Raw genomic sequence first — 16,016 nt, 5'->3', positions numbered from 1 at the left:
AATAGAATAGTAAAGAATGAAAAAAGTTCAATTGGGCTCAATAGGTCTGCTGCTTGCCATAAGCCTCTTGTCTTCCTGCAAAAAAGACACGGCATCCAATTCGTCACAGCAGCCAAATCCAAATCCTACCACTTTCACCATTCTAAAGAGTAATCAATGGAAAGTGCTGGCACAGCAAAGTTTGCCCATGAATGAAGGAGTGCTTGGGGGAGGGAGAGGAGCCACTGCTTTTACCACACAGAAGCCAGATGAGCTTAGGTGGTACTCGCTTCATAGAACCATGTCGAATATTAGCGGACACAATGAAATGATATTGAATACAAAAGGGGAGGTAACCATTAATTCCAATTTTACACATCCATCTTACGGAGGTGATATCAAAGGTTTTATTGGCAGTGATATCTGGAAGATCAATGTAGGAGAAGTAGCCAACCAGATTTATGCATTCAAAAACGATCAGTTGGTAGATCTGTCAAAATACCCTGAAGGTCAGGAAAAAATTATAAGGATACAGGCAACAGAAGACGGAATGCTCAATTGTTCTGAATCCAATACCAGCAACTACGTTAGCTATTATCATTATGCCACCCAAAAATGGAAGAGTAATTTTTTTACGGGAAATAATTTTGTAACACTTCGCTACAAAGGATTAACCTATGCAATTTGTTTTACGCGCCTCACCAGCGCCAATGGAATAACAATTTGGGAAGAGTCGAATAACCGCGTTGAAACACAGGATCCACAAATTCCTACTATCAAAACAGTTCGTTACCCAATGACCAACCTTAAGTATATACCGGGTGAATATGGTTGGGTGATTCATTCCGCAACCTATGGCGATGAGGTATTTGTTGCTTTTCACAGTCATACTTCCAATACCCGCTTTGGGGTAGTAAAAGTGAATTTAACCAACCATACAGCAGAACTAATACAGGCACCGGAGCAAAAAGCGGCATTTGGCGGAACCCAATATGTAGTACTGAACAATGTTCATTCGGTAGAAGTAGACGATAAGGGCAATTTGTATGTGGTGGAATCCAGAAATGAAAACAACAAAGCCTACTATAGCATTCGAAAGTATTTAACCAACGGACAAACAGAAGTGATTTTGAAAGAATCCGATTTGGCTTTCAATACCAATATTCAGGGACTGAAATTCTTTAATGGCAAACTACATGTGGCTGTTATGAACAAGGAAGATATTCCCGATGGTAACCCTAATGACAATAACTTCAAAGTGGTCTACCATAAGCAGATCATCGCGCCGAATTAAAAGCCAGGTTCTTTACAATCGAATTTTGATACCACCGTTTACCACAAAACCATCTACGGGTGCATAGATATCTTTGAAGTTGGGATTGTTTACAGTGCCGGTATAAATGGGTCCGAATTTGGATTGACGGGTATTACTGAAATTTTCGAAGTTGATAAAGAGCGAAAACTTATCCCAGATTTTTTCGGCCATTAATCCTACAATCCAGTAAGGCTGTCCGGTAGTACCATCATTTAATCTCTGCTGACTAAAGTGATAGGCTTCCAGACCAATTTTTAGTTTGCCTTCAATTTCATACATCAATACATTATTGAGTCTGTGTTTGGCAGTAAGTGGCAACCAGGCTTTGGTATTGGCAAAATGGGTGTTGGCATCGGTATAAGTGTAACCCAGAAATAATTTGAAGTCGCCATACGTCAGGCGCAGATTGGTTTCCATGCCCTTTGTGTCGAGATAACCCGTTGAATTTTCAAAAGAAGAATACCCACTGGGAGAACCCACCAATACCAACGGATTATTTAAACGCGTGTAAAAGAACAAATGATTAAAGCTGACCCCTACTTCTCCAATTCTGGTTTTGTAATTTAAATCCCAGTTAAAACCAATGGATCTTTCATTCCTGGTATTGTTAACATTAATGGGTAGAATATTTTGAAATTGCAAACGCTCGCCTTCTTCTGTAAATATGCTGGGAGTTTTATAGCCATATCCACCACCCAGGCGAGTGGTAAATGCGGGGCTGATTTTAAACATTGCGGAAATTCTCGGTAAAAGTTCCCATCCATAGTTGTTTACATGGTCAGCACGAAGCCCAGTTTCTAACACCAATTTTTCAGAAACCGTCCAGGCATTCTGCACAAACAAACCGAAAGTGTTGAACTGATAATCTCTTTTACCAGATAAGGGTTGACCTCTTTCAGAAAGTTTGTCGGTAAGCACATTGGCACCAATAACCCAATCAGAAGATTCACTGTTGCGGTTCCAGGTAAACTCGGAGAAGGAAGATTGTTGCAGGGCATCAAACTGGTAATTGGGAATACGAATATCTCTGTTGAAATTGCTGAAACTATTTTTAAACTGCAGGTTCTCTTTCTCGTTCAGTTGATGGGTAATGCCCAACTGAGTAGTGATGCGTTCGGTTTTATTTTTTTCAAAAAAATCCGTGCCGCCGTTTTTGATATAATTCATACTTCCACCAATCCTGTCTTCCGTTAAGTAGTTAACGCCAAAGTCGGCATTGGTTTTCTGCCCGTAAAGAAAGAGTCTGGGGTTGATGGAGTATCGCTCAAATTTTGGGATGGCCGTGAATCCATTATTGGCCGGATCAAAAGGGCGGTTGCTGTTTCTGGAAGCGAAAACCGTGAGGCCTGCTTTTTTGTATCGTTCACTGTAAAAGCCACTCAGGTCTAATCCCCCCGCAGAAGTGGCATTGGCTAAAAAGCTCAGTTCTTTTTTCTCTGTAGGTGTTTTAGAAACCAAGTTCACCAATCCGGCAATGGCACCACCTCCGTAGAGGGTAGAGGCAGCACCTTTAATTACTTCCACCTGTTTTAAATCGAGGGGAGCAATCTGAAGAATGGATAAGCCGCCAGAGAAACCAGCGTACAAAGGATATCCATCGCGAAGAATTTGCGTGTAACGTCCGTCGAGCCCTTGAATACGGATACCCGCATTGTAGGAAGTGGCCGAAGTTTGTTGGGTTTGAATACCCGTACTCTCATTTAACAGCATTCGAATATCACCCGGTTTCATATTGCCTTTCTCCACCAATTCCTCTCCGGAAATCACTTCCACACGGGTAGGAATATTGGCAATGGTGCGACTGATACGGGTAGCTCTCACAATCACTTCCTCCATTTCGTGTTCGTCCTCGTCTCCATGTTCGTTTCCGTGCTCATCTTCATGCTCGCCTTCTTTTTCTTCCTCCTTTTTCCCCTTCTTCGCAAGAGCAGACAGCAACACTTCTAACTTCACCGGCGCAGGAAGCGGCACCTGCACCTCTATTTCTTTAGCGGCAAAACCTACATAGGTAATTCGAATAGCATATTTGCCGGCAGGAATATTTTTAAACAGGGCAATACCATTGTTATCGGCAATGACTGTTTTGTTGAGTTGCTCAAGAACGGCAGTAGCACCTGCTAAAACAGACTTGTCTTCTTTGTTTTTAATTGACAGTTCAAAGGAATGCTGGGCATAACCGCAAAGTGCAGAAAGCAGTATAGCAAATAGTAAAGCAGTCTTCTTCATAGGAACAAATCTAGCCCAACCTTTTTGATTATAATTTGCTATTTGTGGAACTTTATGCGGCTGTATAACTAATCTGCGGTATGGCGTCCAAAACAGATTTGAGCGCTTTGCTTTCTTCTTCAATATCAAAATCGTCTTGTAAACCCAACCAGAATTTGGCAGAATTACCAAAATACTTTGAGAATCGAAGAGCCGTATCAGCCGTTATTCTACGGTTACCTTTGATGATAGCAGAAATTCTGGTTTGTGGTATACCAGTATCTTTTGAAAGCCTATACGCTGAAATGCCTAACGGAATCAGAAATTCCTCAAGCAAGATTTCTCCAGGGTGGATGTTTCTTAATGTTTTCATTTTGCAGCTTTCATTTTAAAGTTACTCAAATGCGATGAATTGAAAAAGAAGCAACAAGAAAAATTGCGAATGAGGGGAATGCATTTTATAATACGTTGAGAATGTGTTTCAAATAATTTGCAGAGTGAGCATTTTTTTAATACAGCATGATGATTAGACTATTTTATAAAAGCAACCAGCTGTATTAAAAAGCCGCGAACGAAGCAAATTATTGGAACTCCTTTACAATTATAGCATCCCCTCGTCCGCAAAGCTGAAATATCCTTCATGACTTACAATAATATGATCCGTCACCAGGATGTCTAAAAAAGAAGCCGCATTTTTAATTTTTTTGGTCAGCATTTCATCCGCATGACTGGGTTTCAGGTTGCCGCTGGGGTGGTTATGACATAGAATAATTCCGGTGGCATTGCGCTCCAACGCCTTCTTTAAAATGATGCGTGGGTCGGCCACGGTTCCGGTGATACCGCCTTCGCTCACAATTTCAAAATGAATGATGCGGTTGGCCCGGTTCAGTAATAAAATGGCAAAGACTTCTCTCTGCAAAAATTGCAGGGTATTCTGTAAATAACCGGCCACATCCTTACTGCTACTCACTTGTTTTTGCTGAATGGGGTCAGATTGGCGGCGGATGCCCAGTTCAAGGGAAGCCGCAATGGCAATGGCTTTGGCCTCGCCCAGTCCCTTTATTTTCAGGTTCACCATGTCTTTCACACTCATAGCAGCCAGCTTCTGCAGACTGTTTTCACTGGCCATTAATAAGTGTTTGGCAATGTCGTTGGCGCTTAAGAATGCATTCCCGTTGTTAATTAAAATGGTCAGAAGTTCGGCATTGGATAGGGCCGAAGAACCACGCTGCATCAGCTTCTTGCGGGGTTGATCATCCACCGCCCAATCTTTAATAGAAAATTTCCTCATAATATAAACATTGCTTAAATCAAAATACGAAAACCATTCTTATTTAAATACCTTTGCGCCTTACCCACAATCATATGAATCCTTCTGTTAAAATTTTTTCCGGTACAGGATCGCAGAAATTGGCCGAGAAAATTGCCCAGCGTTTTGGAGCCTCCATTGGTAAAATCAATATCCAGAAATTCAGCGACGGCGAGTTTCAGCCCGTTTTCTTAGAGAGTATCCGCGGTGATTATGTTTTTTTAGTGCAAAGCACCTATGCTCCCACCGACAACTTAATGGAGCTGTTGTTAATGATAGACGCGGCAAAAAGAGCCAGCGCCTACAAAGTAATAGCGGTAATTCCGTATTACGGATTTGCCCGCCAGGACCGTAAAGACAAGCCAAGGGTAGCTATTGGCGCCAAGTTAATTGCCACTTTGCTGGAAGCAGCAGGTGCAGACCGTGTAATCACCATGGACTTACACGCGGCCCAGATCCAGGGATTCTTTGATGTTCCGGTGGACCACCTGGACAGTTCAGCCATTTTTATCCCTTATATAGAACAATTGAAGCTGGAAAACCTGGCATTTGCCGCACCGGACGTAGGTAGTACCAACCGGGTGCGAGAAGTAGCCAGCTATTTCAATGCAGAAATGGTTATTTGCGACAAACACCGCAAAAGAGCCAATGAAATCGCCAGTATGGTGGTCATTGGAGACGTAACAGGAAAAGACATTGTATTGGTAGATGATATCTGCGACACAGGCGGAACCCTGGCCAAAGCAGCAGCTTTGCTGAAGGAAAAGGGAGCCAGAAGCGTAAGAGCCCTGATTACCCACCCTGTATTAAGCGGAAAAGCCTACGAAAATATAGAAAACAGCGTTTTGGAAGAGCTGGTGGTATGTGATACCATTCCTTTAAAGAAGGAATCATCCAAAATTAAAGTGATTTCAGTGGCCGATTTGTTCGCCATCGCCATCCGTAATGCCTATGAAAACAAGAGCATTACCAGTCTTTTCATTCATTCTCAGTTAAAAAACCGCAGATAACAAGGATTTTCCTTACTTTTGCCGTCCAAAATTTTTAAACATGAATACAATTACAATCGAAGGTGTTCTGAGGACCGAAAATGGCAAAAAAGCCGCCCGCCAGATTCGCTCTCAAGAAAATGTGCCAGGTGTAATTTACGGGGGTGCGGAGGAGATTAATTTCTATGCTCCAGCTAAGGCTTTCAAGCCATTAGTGTACACTGGTGAATTTCAGTTGGCAGAAGTTACAGTAGGTGGAAAAAAATACAGATGTATTTTGAAAGACCTGCAGTTTGACAAAGTAACCGATAGCCTACTACACGTAGACTTGTTGGAGCTGGTTGATAACAAAAAAGTAATTGCTACTTTACCATTAAAATTCACCGGTACTTCTATTGGTGTTAAGAATGGTGGTAAGTTGGTAACCAAAATGAAGTCTTTAAAAATTAAAGCACTTCCTAAGGATCTTACTTCTGCTATTGAAGTAGATATTACCAGCCTTGAGTTAAACGGAAATATCCGTGTTGAAGATGTGAAAGCTCCAAACATTGAGATCTTGAACTCTCCACGTATTCCAATTGCTTCAGTAGTAATGACTCGTCAGTTAAAGCAGGAAGAAGCTTCTGCAGCAAAAGACGAAAAGAAGAAATAATTACAACTTCTTATACAAGAGAATCCCGGTTGTTTTACAATCGGGATTTTTTTATGCACCCTGTGAACCGGTTGGTTGATACAAGGGAATATTGATAAAGAAAGTGCTGCCGATTCCCTGCTCGCTGATGGCCCATATTTCTCCTTTGTTCTTGTCTAAAAACTCCTTACATAATTTCAAACCCAAACCCGTTCCTCTTTCCTTATCGGTGCCGTGTGTGGAAACAATTTCTTCCGCAGTAAACAGGGAATCCAATTGTTGTTGTGACATTCCCATACCGGTATCCCTTACCGCAATAGTCAGTTCCTTATTGTTGCGGGAATGATTAATTACAATGCTGTGTTTCTTTTTACTGAACTTGATGGCGTTCGATAAAAGGTTGCGAACAACCACTTTCAGGTGGTCCGGATCCATCCAAACCAGATCATCAAAAGTTTCAAACTGAATCTGCAAATCCTTGGCCTGCCACTGTTGTTTTAACAGCTCAATTACTTCTTTAATAATCAGGGAAGCATTCACAGCCTGGGGTTTGGTAACAATGCCATTCAGCTGACTCTGGCTCCAGGTAAGCAGGTTGTTCATATTGTCCTGCAGCTGATCAATCTGTTTGGTAAAATGATGCGAGAGTTCGTGGAATTCTTCCTTCGAAATAAAGTCACGGTTCACCAGATCGAGTGTGCTTTTAATTTGCGCAATAGGAGAGCGCAGATCATGGGCAATAATAGAAAATAATTTTTCCTTGGTTTTATTCAGGGCTTCCAGTTCGTCGTTTTTCTGTTGGATAGCACGCTGACTATTCAATTGCTCAAACTTGAAATATTGAAGGGCAATTACAAAAGACAGTAGTCCGCAACACACATTAAAAATAACCCTTCCGTTCGATACTGTCTCGTAAATGGGTGGATTGAATGACTCGTATTTAACCCACACATAACAAATAACATTAACAGTAGTAATGAAAACGATAAAACGCTTTTCGGAATAATAAATAATAGTAACAATCAGGTTAACCAGCAACAATATTTCATTACCGTTTCTAAACAATAAACTCTGGGCAGTGAAAATAGAGGAAGTAACCACCACTACTATAAAACGGGCCAGGTGCAATTGCCGTCTCGACTGAATAATCAGGATCAGGGTACCCCCCACAAAAAGGGTGAAATTCATTACCGCCAGCAGGTGAAGTCCGTCGAGCGCATTTACAATGGAGAAATAAAGAAATAGGGGAAGTCCAATCCCGATAACCAGATTGGTAACCTGGGTTTTTTTCTTTTCCAGAAAAGGCAAATCATCGGTAACGCCAATATTGGCTAAAGCATTCCAGCCTTTCAGGATAAAGGAAATCACGGTTCAAACAGTTTATTAATAGTGTAAATATAACATTATCTGTTCACAGCCGTTATTTTTGCAGACCATGAATAAGTTTTTAATTATAGGATTAGGAAATATCGGCGAAGAATATAAACATACCCGCCATAATATCGGCTTTGACGTGCTGGATGCTTTTGTGCGCAAGCACAATGGGTTTTTCAAAAACGACCGGCTGGCCGATGTGGCAGAAGTGAAATGGAAGGGCAAAACCTTTATTTGCATCAAGCCCACTACCTATATGAATTTGAGTGGAAGGGCTTTTAAATACTGGCAGGACAAGGAAAAGATAGACACGGCCCAAACCCTTACTATTGTAGATGATTTGGCCCTGCCATTGAATAAATTAAGGTTAAGGGGATCAGGATCGGATGCAGGACACAATGGCCTCAAAGATATCCAGCTGGTGCTGGGCACAGACCAGTATCCCAAACTACGATTTGGCATCGGGAATAATTTCCCCAAGGGACGTCAGGTAGACTTTGTGCTGGGCAAATGGCTGGCCGAAGAACAGTATATCGTGAACCAGAAAATAGTGGCCTGTGGGGAGATTATAGAGTCGTTTGCCGCTATTGGGCTGGAAAAAACCATGAATACGGCAAATAATTTAAGCTTTACATAATAAAATACACCCTTTCATAGTTATAGTGATGGAATATAATGAGCTGTACTATGAAAATATTTTGCGTTGGCCGAAATTATGCCGATCATGCAAAAGAACTTGGCAACGCTGTTCCTGAAGAGCCGGTTATTTTCATGAAACCGAAGACTGCGCTCTTGCAGCCGAACACGCCATTCTATTATCCCGAGTTTTCCAACGAATTACATTACGAAGTAGAGCTGGTACTGCGCATTTGCAAAAATGGCAAATACGTAAGTGAAGACCAGGCCCATAAATACTACGATGCCATCACCGTAGGCATCGACTTTACCGCCCGCGATATACAGGCCAATCTGAAAAAGAAAGGACTGCCCTGGGAAAAAGCCAAAGCCTGGGACAATTCAGCCGTGGCCGGCAACTGGGTGATGTTTACAGAAGACATGCGTAAGCAGCCGATTGTATTTTCCCTGAACCAGAATGGCAACCAAGTACAATTGGGCAACACACAGGACATGATATTTTCATTCGATCATATTGTTTCTCATATCTCCCGTTATTTCTCATTGAATATAGGAGACATGATCTATACCGGAACCCCTGCCGGTGTAGGAGAGTGCTTGGTAGGAGATAAGCTGCAGGGATTTTTAGCGGACCAACAACTGTTTGAACTGGAGATTAAATAATGTTAACACCCAGCATATTATTACAAGCCTATAAACTCATGATGACTGCCAAGTCTATGAGTGAAACCTACGATGCCAATCGTGCGGTATGTAAGTATGTGCACTCCACATCGCGAGGACACGAAGCCATACAACTGGCTACTGGTCTGCAATTGGAGCCCTGCGACTGGGTAAGCCCCTATTACAGAGACGACAGCTTAATGCTGGCAGTTGGTTTTACTCCCTACGAGTTAATGCTGCAATTACTGGCTAAAAAAGACGATCCGTTTTCGGGCGGTCGTTCCTATTACTGTCATCCAAGCAGTAAGGATCCGAACCGACCATCTATTATACACCAGAGTAGTGCCACCGGCATGCAAGCCATACCCACCACGGGTTTGGCGCAGGGCGTACAGCACCTTGAAAAGAATTTGCCCGGCCGTTTGCGCAAGTCAGCAGATGGCAAATCTCCTGTTGTGGTCTGCTCACTGGGAGATGGCTGTATGAGTGAGGGAGAAGTGAGTGAAGCCCTGCAATTTGCAGTGCTAAAGGAATTGCCGATTGTATACCTGGTACAGGATAACCAGTGGAGCATCAGTGCTACAGCCGATGAAATCAGAACCACGAATGCTTATGAATATGCAAGTGGCTTTAAGGGATTAAAGCGCATGCAGGTAGATGGCAGCGATTTCATGCGCTGTTTTGAAACCATGGAACAGGCCGTGAACTATGCCAGAAACGAGCGCAAGCCCGTACTGGTACACGCGAAAGTGCCCTTGTTGGGACACCATACCAGTGGCGTAAGAAAAGAATTTTACCGCAGCCGCGAAGACTTATTGAAGCACGGCTTATACGATCCCATCCCCAAACTAAGATTGTTGTTAACGGGTGTGGGCTTTACCGATGCAGAGATCAATCAGATAGAAGCCGATGCATTGGAATTGGTACTGGAAGATTTTAAAAAAGCACAAGCCGCAGCAGAACCCGATATCCGTTCGGTAGAAGAACATGTATTTGTTCCCACACCGGTAAGAGAAGAAGTGGGAGAGCGCGTACCAAAGGGAGCAGAGCGCATACTCATGGTAGACGCGGCCTTGCATGCGATAGACGAAATATTATCCGAACACGAAGAAGCGATACTATACGGACAGGATGTGGGTGGAAGATTAGGAGGTGTGTTCAGAGAAGCCGCAACACTGGCCGAGAAATACGGAGACAACAGAGTCTTCAACACAGCTATACAGGAAGCTTATATTATTGGATCTACCGTGGGCTTATCGGCCATGGGCATGAAACCCATTGTGGAAGTGCAGTTTGGCGATTATATTTATCCGGGCTTTAACCAGCTGGTAACGGAAGTATCCAAATCCTGCTATTTATCAAACGGAAAATATCCGGTACAAATGCTGTTGCGCGTACCCGTAGGCGCCTACGGCGGCGGCGGACCTTATCATAGCGGAAGCATTGAAAGCACTTTGTTAACCATCAAGGGAATCAAAGTGGTCTATCCATCGAATGCGGCAGATATGAAGGGATTGATGAAAGCTGCTTTCTTAGACCCCAACCCGGTAATCATGCTGGAGCACAAGGGACTGTACTGGAGCAAAGTGCCCGGTACAGACGCAGCCAGAGCCACTGAACCCTCTAAAGACTATGTATTGCCACTGGGTAAAGCCAATGTGGTACAATCGGCCGATATAGACCTGGTACGCAAAGGGGAGACCCTATGCGTAATCACTTATGGAATGGGCGTATACTGGGCCAAAGCCGCAGCCGAAAGATATGCAGGACAGGTAGAAATCGTAGACCTGAGAACCCTGTTTCCACTGGACGAAGAAACCGTATTCACCGCAGTAAAAAGACACGGAAAAGTACTGGTACTAAGCGAAGAACAACAGAATAACTCCTTTGCCGAAGCACTGGCATTAAGAATATCCAACGATTGTTATCACTTTTTGGACGCCAAAGTAGAAGTAATGGGCTCCAAAAACCTACCCGCAGTACCCATAAACGTAGCCCTGGAGTCGGCCATGTTACCCACTGCCAATAAAGTAGCCGAAAGAATCGGCAAATTGTTGAACTACTAGCTTTTTCTTTTTACCGAAACCCCCTATATTTGCACCCCGAAAGGACGGCGAGGTAGCTCAGTTGGTTAGAGCGCAGGATTCATAACCCTGAGGTGATGGGTTCAATTCCCATCCTCGCTACACAAAACCTCTCAACGCAGTTGAGGGGTTTTTTTGTGGCTAAGCGTTACGAGCTTGCTCGTATAAGCGAAGACGCGAAAAAACCACAGCGGCCTTGCCGCTGGAGGTTTTGTATAGCTGCCCCACCCAGAATGCCGGCGAGCGGAGCGAAGCCGGCAATTCCCCATCACATCACAAACACCACATATTTCCCTAACTTCAAATATTAATTTATAAAACAAGTTAATATTCTACTTGTGCATCATATAGAATCATTGGTTTTTGAAGGCGACACTATTCGAGTAAAAATAGATGGTCAATTTTTCGAGTTGCCAATTTCTAAAGTTTCAGAGAAACTAGTTAATGCTACTGAAATAGAAAGGTCATACTTTAAAATTTCGCCGTCTGGTTACGGTATTCATTGGCCATTGATTGATGAAGATTTGTCGGTAGAAGCATTCTTGCAATAATCCCTGCTGATTTTTTGATATTACAATCTTTTTTATTACATTCACACTACCCCAATTGTTTCTTAAATATTCCTCCCCAATTAATATACTGTTAGTATTCACTGACCTGTGACATTTATGTCTGGGACTCAGGAAGCTTTGCTATATTTAACAAACAACAGTAACCCCTACAAACCAATGGTTATGCAAATAACCAACTGTTGTTATGCAAAAATTACCTACAAAGCCCCTAAATAATTTAGGGCAATCGGAAACCGCAATTGAAGGTATTCCTAGGGTTGATCCAATCAATCTACACGTAATTGAATTGATGCGAGATCATTTGATTTTGAAAGCTTATAGTAAAAGCACTATTAAGACCTATTTAAATGAAATGCACCAGTTCTTATATAGGCTGGGGAACATACCTGCGGATGATTTGCAGCCAGCGCATTTGAAAAAATACCTGGTATTTTGTTTTGAGAAATTAAAACTCTCAGAGAATACATTACATAGTAGGATCAATGCTATTAAGTTCTATTACGAACAAGTTTTACGGAGGGATCGCTTCTTCTGGGAAATTCCAAGACCTAAGAAGCCATTACAGCTGCCTAAACTATTAAACGAGGAAGAACTATGTAGACTATTTAATGCGCTTGCTAATAAAAAACATAAAGCCATGCTCTTTACAGCGTATAGTGCCGGTTTGAGGGTAAGTGAAATTGTTCAATTGAAATTAAAGGATATCGATAGTGAGCGGATGCAGATTTTTATTGAAAATGCAAAGGGAAAGAAAGATCGCTATGTGAATTTAAGCCCGGTGCTACTGGATATATTACGTGAGTATTTTAAACAATACACACCTAGACCAAAAGTGTACTTATTTGAATCGGAACAAACAGGAGATGCCTATCCTACAAGAACGGTTCAACAGATTTTCAGTAATGCAAAGAGGGCAGCTGGTATTGTTAAAGATGTTGGTATACACAGCTTACGGCACAGCTTTGCTACCCATTTGTTAGATAAGGGAACGGATATACGATACATAAAAGATTTGCTTGGTCACTTTGATATAAGAACTACTGAGCGCTATTTGCATGTAAGTAAAAAGCAACTGGTAAATATTGGAAGCCCTTTAGATGACTTGTTTAAAAAGCGACAGATAGATTGGTAGTCTTCAGATTTACTGACAATTGCTTTTGTATAATTGATTGCATTTTCGCTGACAATAATAAATGTATAAGTGTATTGACGTAATGACAATACAAAAACTATAACATTAAAACAATGACACTTAAGGCTTATTTCCTTTGTTCACTTTTGGGAGTAGCGTATATTTAAGTGTTGGCAACAACACATGATAGAAGACAATAAAAAAGAGAATATAACTGAACAGCTTTTAGAAGAGCAAGAGGCTCTTATTCAAAATGAATTAATTAAAGAAAGGAAACTAGCTATAAAGATTGGGATAGTTTTCTCTTTATTCGCATTAATAGGACCTTTGCTTCCGCCTAAAATACCTACTTTTCAAGAAACAAAAACGGACTATTTCCCTTTAGTAGTTTTTCATTTCCTTTTTTGGGGATTACTCTATTTAACAACCCTAAGAAAACTTTTTAAATTGAAGAAAGACTATGAAGCAAAAATTAAAGTAAATACTTCAACGCGAGTTTTGAAAAAAGAAATATCAAAGGGTTCTGTTTCAATAAAGTATACTATTAAAATTGAAGTTGAAAAAAAAGGAAGTGAGAATTTTAAAGTAAGTCAAGATTTATTTGAAAAAGTTGAGGAAAATGAGAATATTTTTATTTCATACACACCTCATTCTAAAACAATTTTAGAAGTTCAAAAAATTTGATGTTGCTAACAAAAGGCTTTACGCAAGTTGGGCTTTCAGCAATGGCCCATCAGCTTTGGTATTTCAAATGAGCTTCAGTAATTTGGCTTTAACTAATCGAGTCATTAGTGGCCAAGCCAGCAGCGGGAACAATCCTTCCCCACCCTGCGTAAAGCCTCGGACGTTAGCTGCAGCCCTATTGGACACTTCCCAATTATTCAAACGGACATTTTTTTTGCGACACTTCAAGGACACTTTGTAACCCTGCCGACAATTTTGTATTTAAGTATTTGCTTAAATAAGTAATCTTTGTTACTTTTGACCCGACTAACAAATTTGACAATGGCAAACGACACTTGCATAAGGTTACAGGCAGACATAGAACAAATTAAAAGCTGCCGAGAAAAATTAAAGGCTAACTCAAAATCATTTTTGCAGTTGGGACAGGTACTTGCTTTGACAGGTAACGAAGTGCGACTGAAAATACTCTTTCTGCTTGAAGAAGAAAATGAGCTTTGCCCTTGCGACCTTAGCGACATTTTAGGAATGAGCATTCCTGCAATTTCCCAACATTTACGCAAACTAAAAGACGGCAACATTATTGAAGCCAGAAAAGAAGGACAAACCATCTTCTATTCACTACGCAATGAGCATTTAAAAATTTTAAGACCGTTCTTTAAAATTATCAATCAACAAAATTTTGCGACTGTATGACAACGGCAACAAAAAATAGTAAAGGTTGGATTGGTGGACTGTTGGCAGCAGTTGCAGCTTCGCTTTGCTGCATCACACCAGTTTTAGCTTTCTTAGGTGGCGCAAGCGGACTTGCTTCTTCGTTTTCGTGGATTGAGCCGTATCGTCCTTATTTAATCGGTTTGACTGTTGCTGTTTTTGCGTTTGCGTGGTATCAAAAATTAAAACCAAAAAAGCAAGTTGACTGCGACTGTGAAGCAGACAACAAAAAATCATTTTGGCAATCAAAATCATTTTTAGCAATCGTTACAGTGCTTGCAGGACTGTTAATTGCATTTCCTTACTATGCAAAAGTATTTTATCCAAAGCCACAAGAAGCAAAGGTCATTATTGTTGACAAAAGCAATATACAGACAGTAGAATTTAAAATAAAAGGTATGACCTGCGAAGGCTGCACAGAACATATAAACAGCGAACTTTCAAAAACAACGGGAGTGATTGAGTTCAATACTTCTTATGAAAAGGGCAATAGCCTTGTTAAGTTTGACAACAGTAAAACTTCCGTTGACAGCCTTGCATCTATCATAAATAAAACTGGCTATAAAGTAACTTCTCAATCTGTAATCAACAACTAATGGAAAAAACTATCGTACTTCAATCTGTTATTACTTGCCATGTTTGTGGACACAGACAAGAAGAAACAATGCCAACAGATGCTTGCCAGTATTTTTATGAGTGTTCAAATTGCAAGACACGACTTAAACCAAAAGAGGGCGACTGTTGCGTTTATTGCAGTTACGGGACAGTAAAATGTCCACCGATGCAATTAGGAACATCCTGCTGTTAGTAGCGACGAAGGGTATGCAGCTAACAGCGAGGTTTGCTGCTATGCTGGCTGACGAATATATACTCGTCTTTCTGTTCGCTATCAGCCCATATCCGGCTGACCGAATAAATCCCAGCAACATTGCATAACTTCATCATCAGTTTTTCAATCGGCTGCGGCTCCGGGCTGGACATTATAAAATACCAGCACAGCAGCAAGCCCAAACGTTGAGGCGAAATTCGTCAGCTGATTAAAATTGTAACGAATAATAGTTGCTTTTTATTGGTTAATTTTTAAAGAATGATTTTAGAAGACCTATACTAGCAAGCCTTTAGGCGAAGGCGCCTCAAGCTTGCTTGTGAAACGCCGAAGGCAAAAGGCTTGCATGAAGCTAAAGAATAAATTTTCTCAAATCGCTGATGTTGGGTGTCGGAAACTACGTAACATAAATGTTTTATCACCCAATGCTATTCAATGTAACCTATCTACTAAAGCAACAACATAAATTTCTTTTATGTCATTGCTTTAGTAGTACTAGCAGATATAGAACAGTAATTCAGCTGACGAACTCCGGTCGTCAGTTTAGATGGATTAAATTCAAAGACCTGTTAGACCTTCGCCCAACATTGCATTGATACTATCGGCGAAGCCTACAGTAAACAATTAACTAACTTTAGCCGACAGGATCAATGCTTCAACGTTGAGGCGAAATTCGTCAGCTGATTAAAATTGTAACGAATAATAGTTGCTTTTTATTGGTTAATTTTTAAAGAATGATTTTAGAAGACCTATACTAGCAAGCCTTTAGGCGAAGGCGCCTCAAGCTTGCTTGTGAAACGCCGAAGGCAAAAGGCTTGCATGAAGCTAAAGAATAAATTTTCTCAAATCGCTGATGTTGGGTGTCGGAAATTACGTAACATAAATGTTTTATCACCCAATGCTATT

Annotated in this window: 16 protein-coding genes and 1 tRNA gene; 13 read left to right on the top strand and 4 right to left on the bottom strand. The window is 41.3% G+C overall.

The window, feature by feature from the left end; genetic code table 11:
• Positions 1 to 16: 16 nt before the first annotated feature.
• Positions 17 to 1,273 carry a hypothetical protein gene (locus F777_RS0113750; RefSeq protein ID WP_152530930.1) on the top strand — a complete coding sequence of 419 codons (1,257 nt, stop codon included), beginning with the start codon at positions 17 to 19 and terminating at the stop codon, positions 1,271 to 1,273.
• A gap of 12 nt (positions 1,274 to 1,285) precedes the next feature.
• Here the strand turns inward: F777_RS0113750 and F777_RS0113745 are convergent, their stop codons facing one another.
• The 3 genes from F777_RS0113745 to radC form a co-directional block, all read right to left on the bottom strand.
• Complete coding sequence (locus F777_RS0113745) at positions 1,286 to 3,520, bottom strand: TonB-dependent receptor (protein WP_026752545.1); 2,235 nt, start codon at positions 3,518 to 3,520, stop codon at positions 1,286 to 1,288.
• A 52-nt stretch (positions 3,521 to 3,572) separates the two neighbouring features.
• The gene (locus F777_RS0113740; protein WP_026752544.1) at positions 3,573 to 3,872 is read right to left on the bottom strand and encodes a HigA family addiction module antitoxin; all 300 of its coding nucleotides are present in this window, start codon (positions 3,870 to 3,872) and stop codon (positions 3,573 to 3,575) included.
• A 228-nt stretch (positions 3,873 to 4,100) separates the two neighbouring features.
• Positions 4,101 to 4,790: a RadC family protein gene (gene radC, locus F777_RS0113735; RefSeq protein ID WP_026752543.1), complete on the bottom strand. Its 690-nt coding sequence runs from the start codon at positions 4,788 to 4,790 to the stop codon at positions 4,101 to 4,103.
• A 74-nt stretch (positions 4,791 to 4,864) separates the two neighbouring features.
• On the opposite strand from radC, the gene F777_RS0113730 reads away from it, so the two are divergent.
• Complete coding sequence (locus F777_RS0113730) at positions 4,865 to 5,818, top strand: ribose-phosphate pyrophosphokinase (protein WP_026752542.1); 954 nt, start codon at positions 4,865 to 4,867, stop codon at positions 5,816 to 5,818.
• 40 nt (positions 5,819 to 5,858) lie between these two features.
• Entirely contained in the window at positions 5,859 to 6,449 is a 591-nt protein-coding gene (locus tag F777_RS0113725; protein WP_026752541.1) for a 50S ribosomal protein L25, read from the top strand.
• A 51-nt stretch (positions 6,450 to 6,500) separates the two neighbouring features.
• Here the strand turns inward: F777_RS0113725 and F777_RS17450 are convergent, their stop codons facing one another.
• Entirely contained in the window at positions 6,501 to 7,796 is a 1,296-nt protein-coding gene (locus F777_RS17450; RefSeq protein WP_026752540.1) for a sensor histidine kinase, read from the bottom strand.
• 67 nt (positions 7,797 to 7,863) lie between these two features.
• Here F777_RS17450 and pth point away from each other — a divergent pair, with 67 nt between their 5' ends.
• The 10 genes from pth to F777_RS18540 all read left to right on the top strand — a co-directional run bounded on the left by pth (position 7,864) and on the right by F777_RS18540 (position 15,092).
• Positions 7,864 to 8,439 carry an aminoacyl-tRNA hydrolase gene (gene pth, locus F777_RS0113715; RefSeq protein ID WP_026752539.1) on the top strand — a complete coding sequence of 192 codons (576 nt, stop codon included), beginning with the start codon at positions 7,864 to 7,866 and terminating at the stop codon, positions 8,437 to 8,439.
• A gap of 50 nt (positions 8,440 to 8,489) precedes the next feature.
• The gene (locus tag F777_RS0113710) at positions 8,490 to 9,101 is read left to right on the top strand and encodes a fumarylacetoacetate hydrolase family protein (protein ID WP_026752538.1); all 612 of its coding nucleotides are present in this window, start codon (positions 8,490 to 8,492) and stop codon (positions 9,099 to 9,101) included.
• Positions 9,101 to 11,167, top strand: a complete 2,067-nt coding sequence (locus tag F777_RS0113705) for an alpha-ketoacid dehydrogenase subunit alpha/beta (RefSeq protein WP_026752537.1) — start codon at positions 9,101 to 9,103, stop codon at positions 11,165 to 11,167. Before F777_RS0113710 ends, F777_RS0113705 begins: the two co-directional genes overlap by 1 nt.
• 46 nt (positions 11,168 to 11,213) lie before the next feature.
• Positions 11,214 to 11,287: transfer RNA gene (locus tag F777_RS0113700), tRNA-Met, on the top strand.
• 236 nt (positions 11,288 to 11,523) lie between these two features.
• A complete protein-coding gene (locus tag F777_RS16845; protein ID WP_051408628.1) occupies positions 11,524 to 11,736 on the top strand; it encodes a DUF2442 domain-containing protein in 213 nt (70 codons plus the stop codon).
• A gap of 205 nt (positions 11,737 to 11,941) precedes the next feature.
• Positions 11,942 to 12,889 (top strand): tyrosine-type recombinase/integrase, encoded by a 948-nt coding sequence (locus tag F777_RS16840; RefSeq protein ID WP_051408627.1) that lies wholly within the window; start codon positions 11,942 to 11,944, stop codon positions 12,887 to 12,889.
• 183 nt (positions 12,890 to 13,072) lie between these two features.
• Positions 13,073 to 13,573, top strand: coding sequence for a hypothetical protein (locus F777_RS0113685; RefSeq protein WP_026752536.1), 501 nt, complete (start codon positions 13,073 to 13,075; stop codon positions 13,571 to 13,573).
• A 321-nt stretch (positions 13,574 to 13,894) separates the two neighbouring features.
• Positions 13,895 to 14,266: an ArsR/SmtB family transcription factor gene (locus F777_RS0113680; protein WP_026752535.1), complete on the top strand. Its 372-nt coding sequence runs from the start codon at positions 13,895 to 13,897 to the stop codon at positions 14,264 to 14,266.
• On the top strand, positions 14,263 to 14,880 hold the full coding sequence (gene merTP, locus F777_RS0113675) for a mercuric transport protein MerTP (RefSeq protein ID WP_026752534.1): 618 nt from the start codon (positions 14,263 to 14,265) through the stop codon (positions 14,878 to 14,880). Before F777_RS0113680 ends, merTP begins: the two co-directional genes overlap by 4 nt.
• Positions 14,880 to 15,092 (top strand): GDCCVxC domain-containing (seleno)protein, encoded by a 213-nt coding sequence (locus tag F777_RS18540; protein WP_071790330.1) that lies wholly within the window; start codon positions 14,880 to 14,882, stop codon positions 15,090 to 15,092. The genes merTP and F777_RS18540 overlap by 1 nt, the downstream gene beginning before the upstream one ends.
• The last annotated feature ends 924 nt before the right edge of the window (positions 15,093 to 16,016 follow it).

The sequence above is a fragment of the Sediminibacterium sp. C3 genome (genome assembly GCF_000508085.1).
Classification (GTDB): Bacteria; Bacteroidota; Bacteroidia; order Chitinophagales; family Chitinophagaceae; genus Sediminibacterium.
The sequence above is the reverse complement of the archived record's forward strand: the minus strand, read 5'-3'. Positions and strand labels throughout refer to the sequence as shown.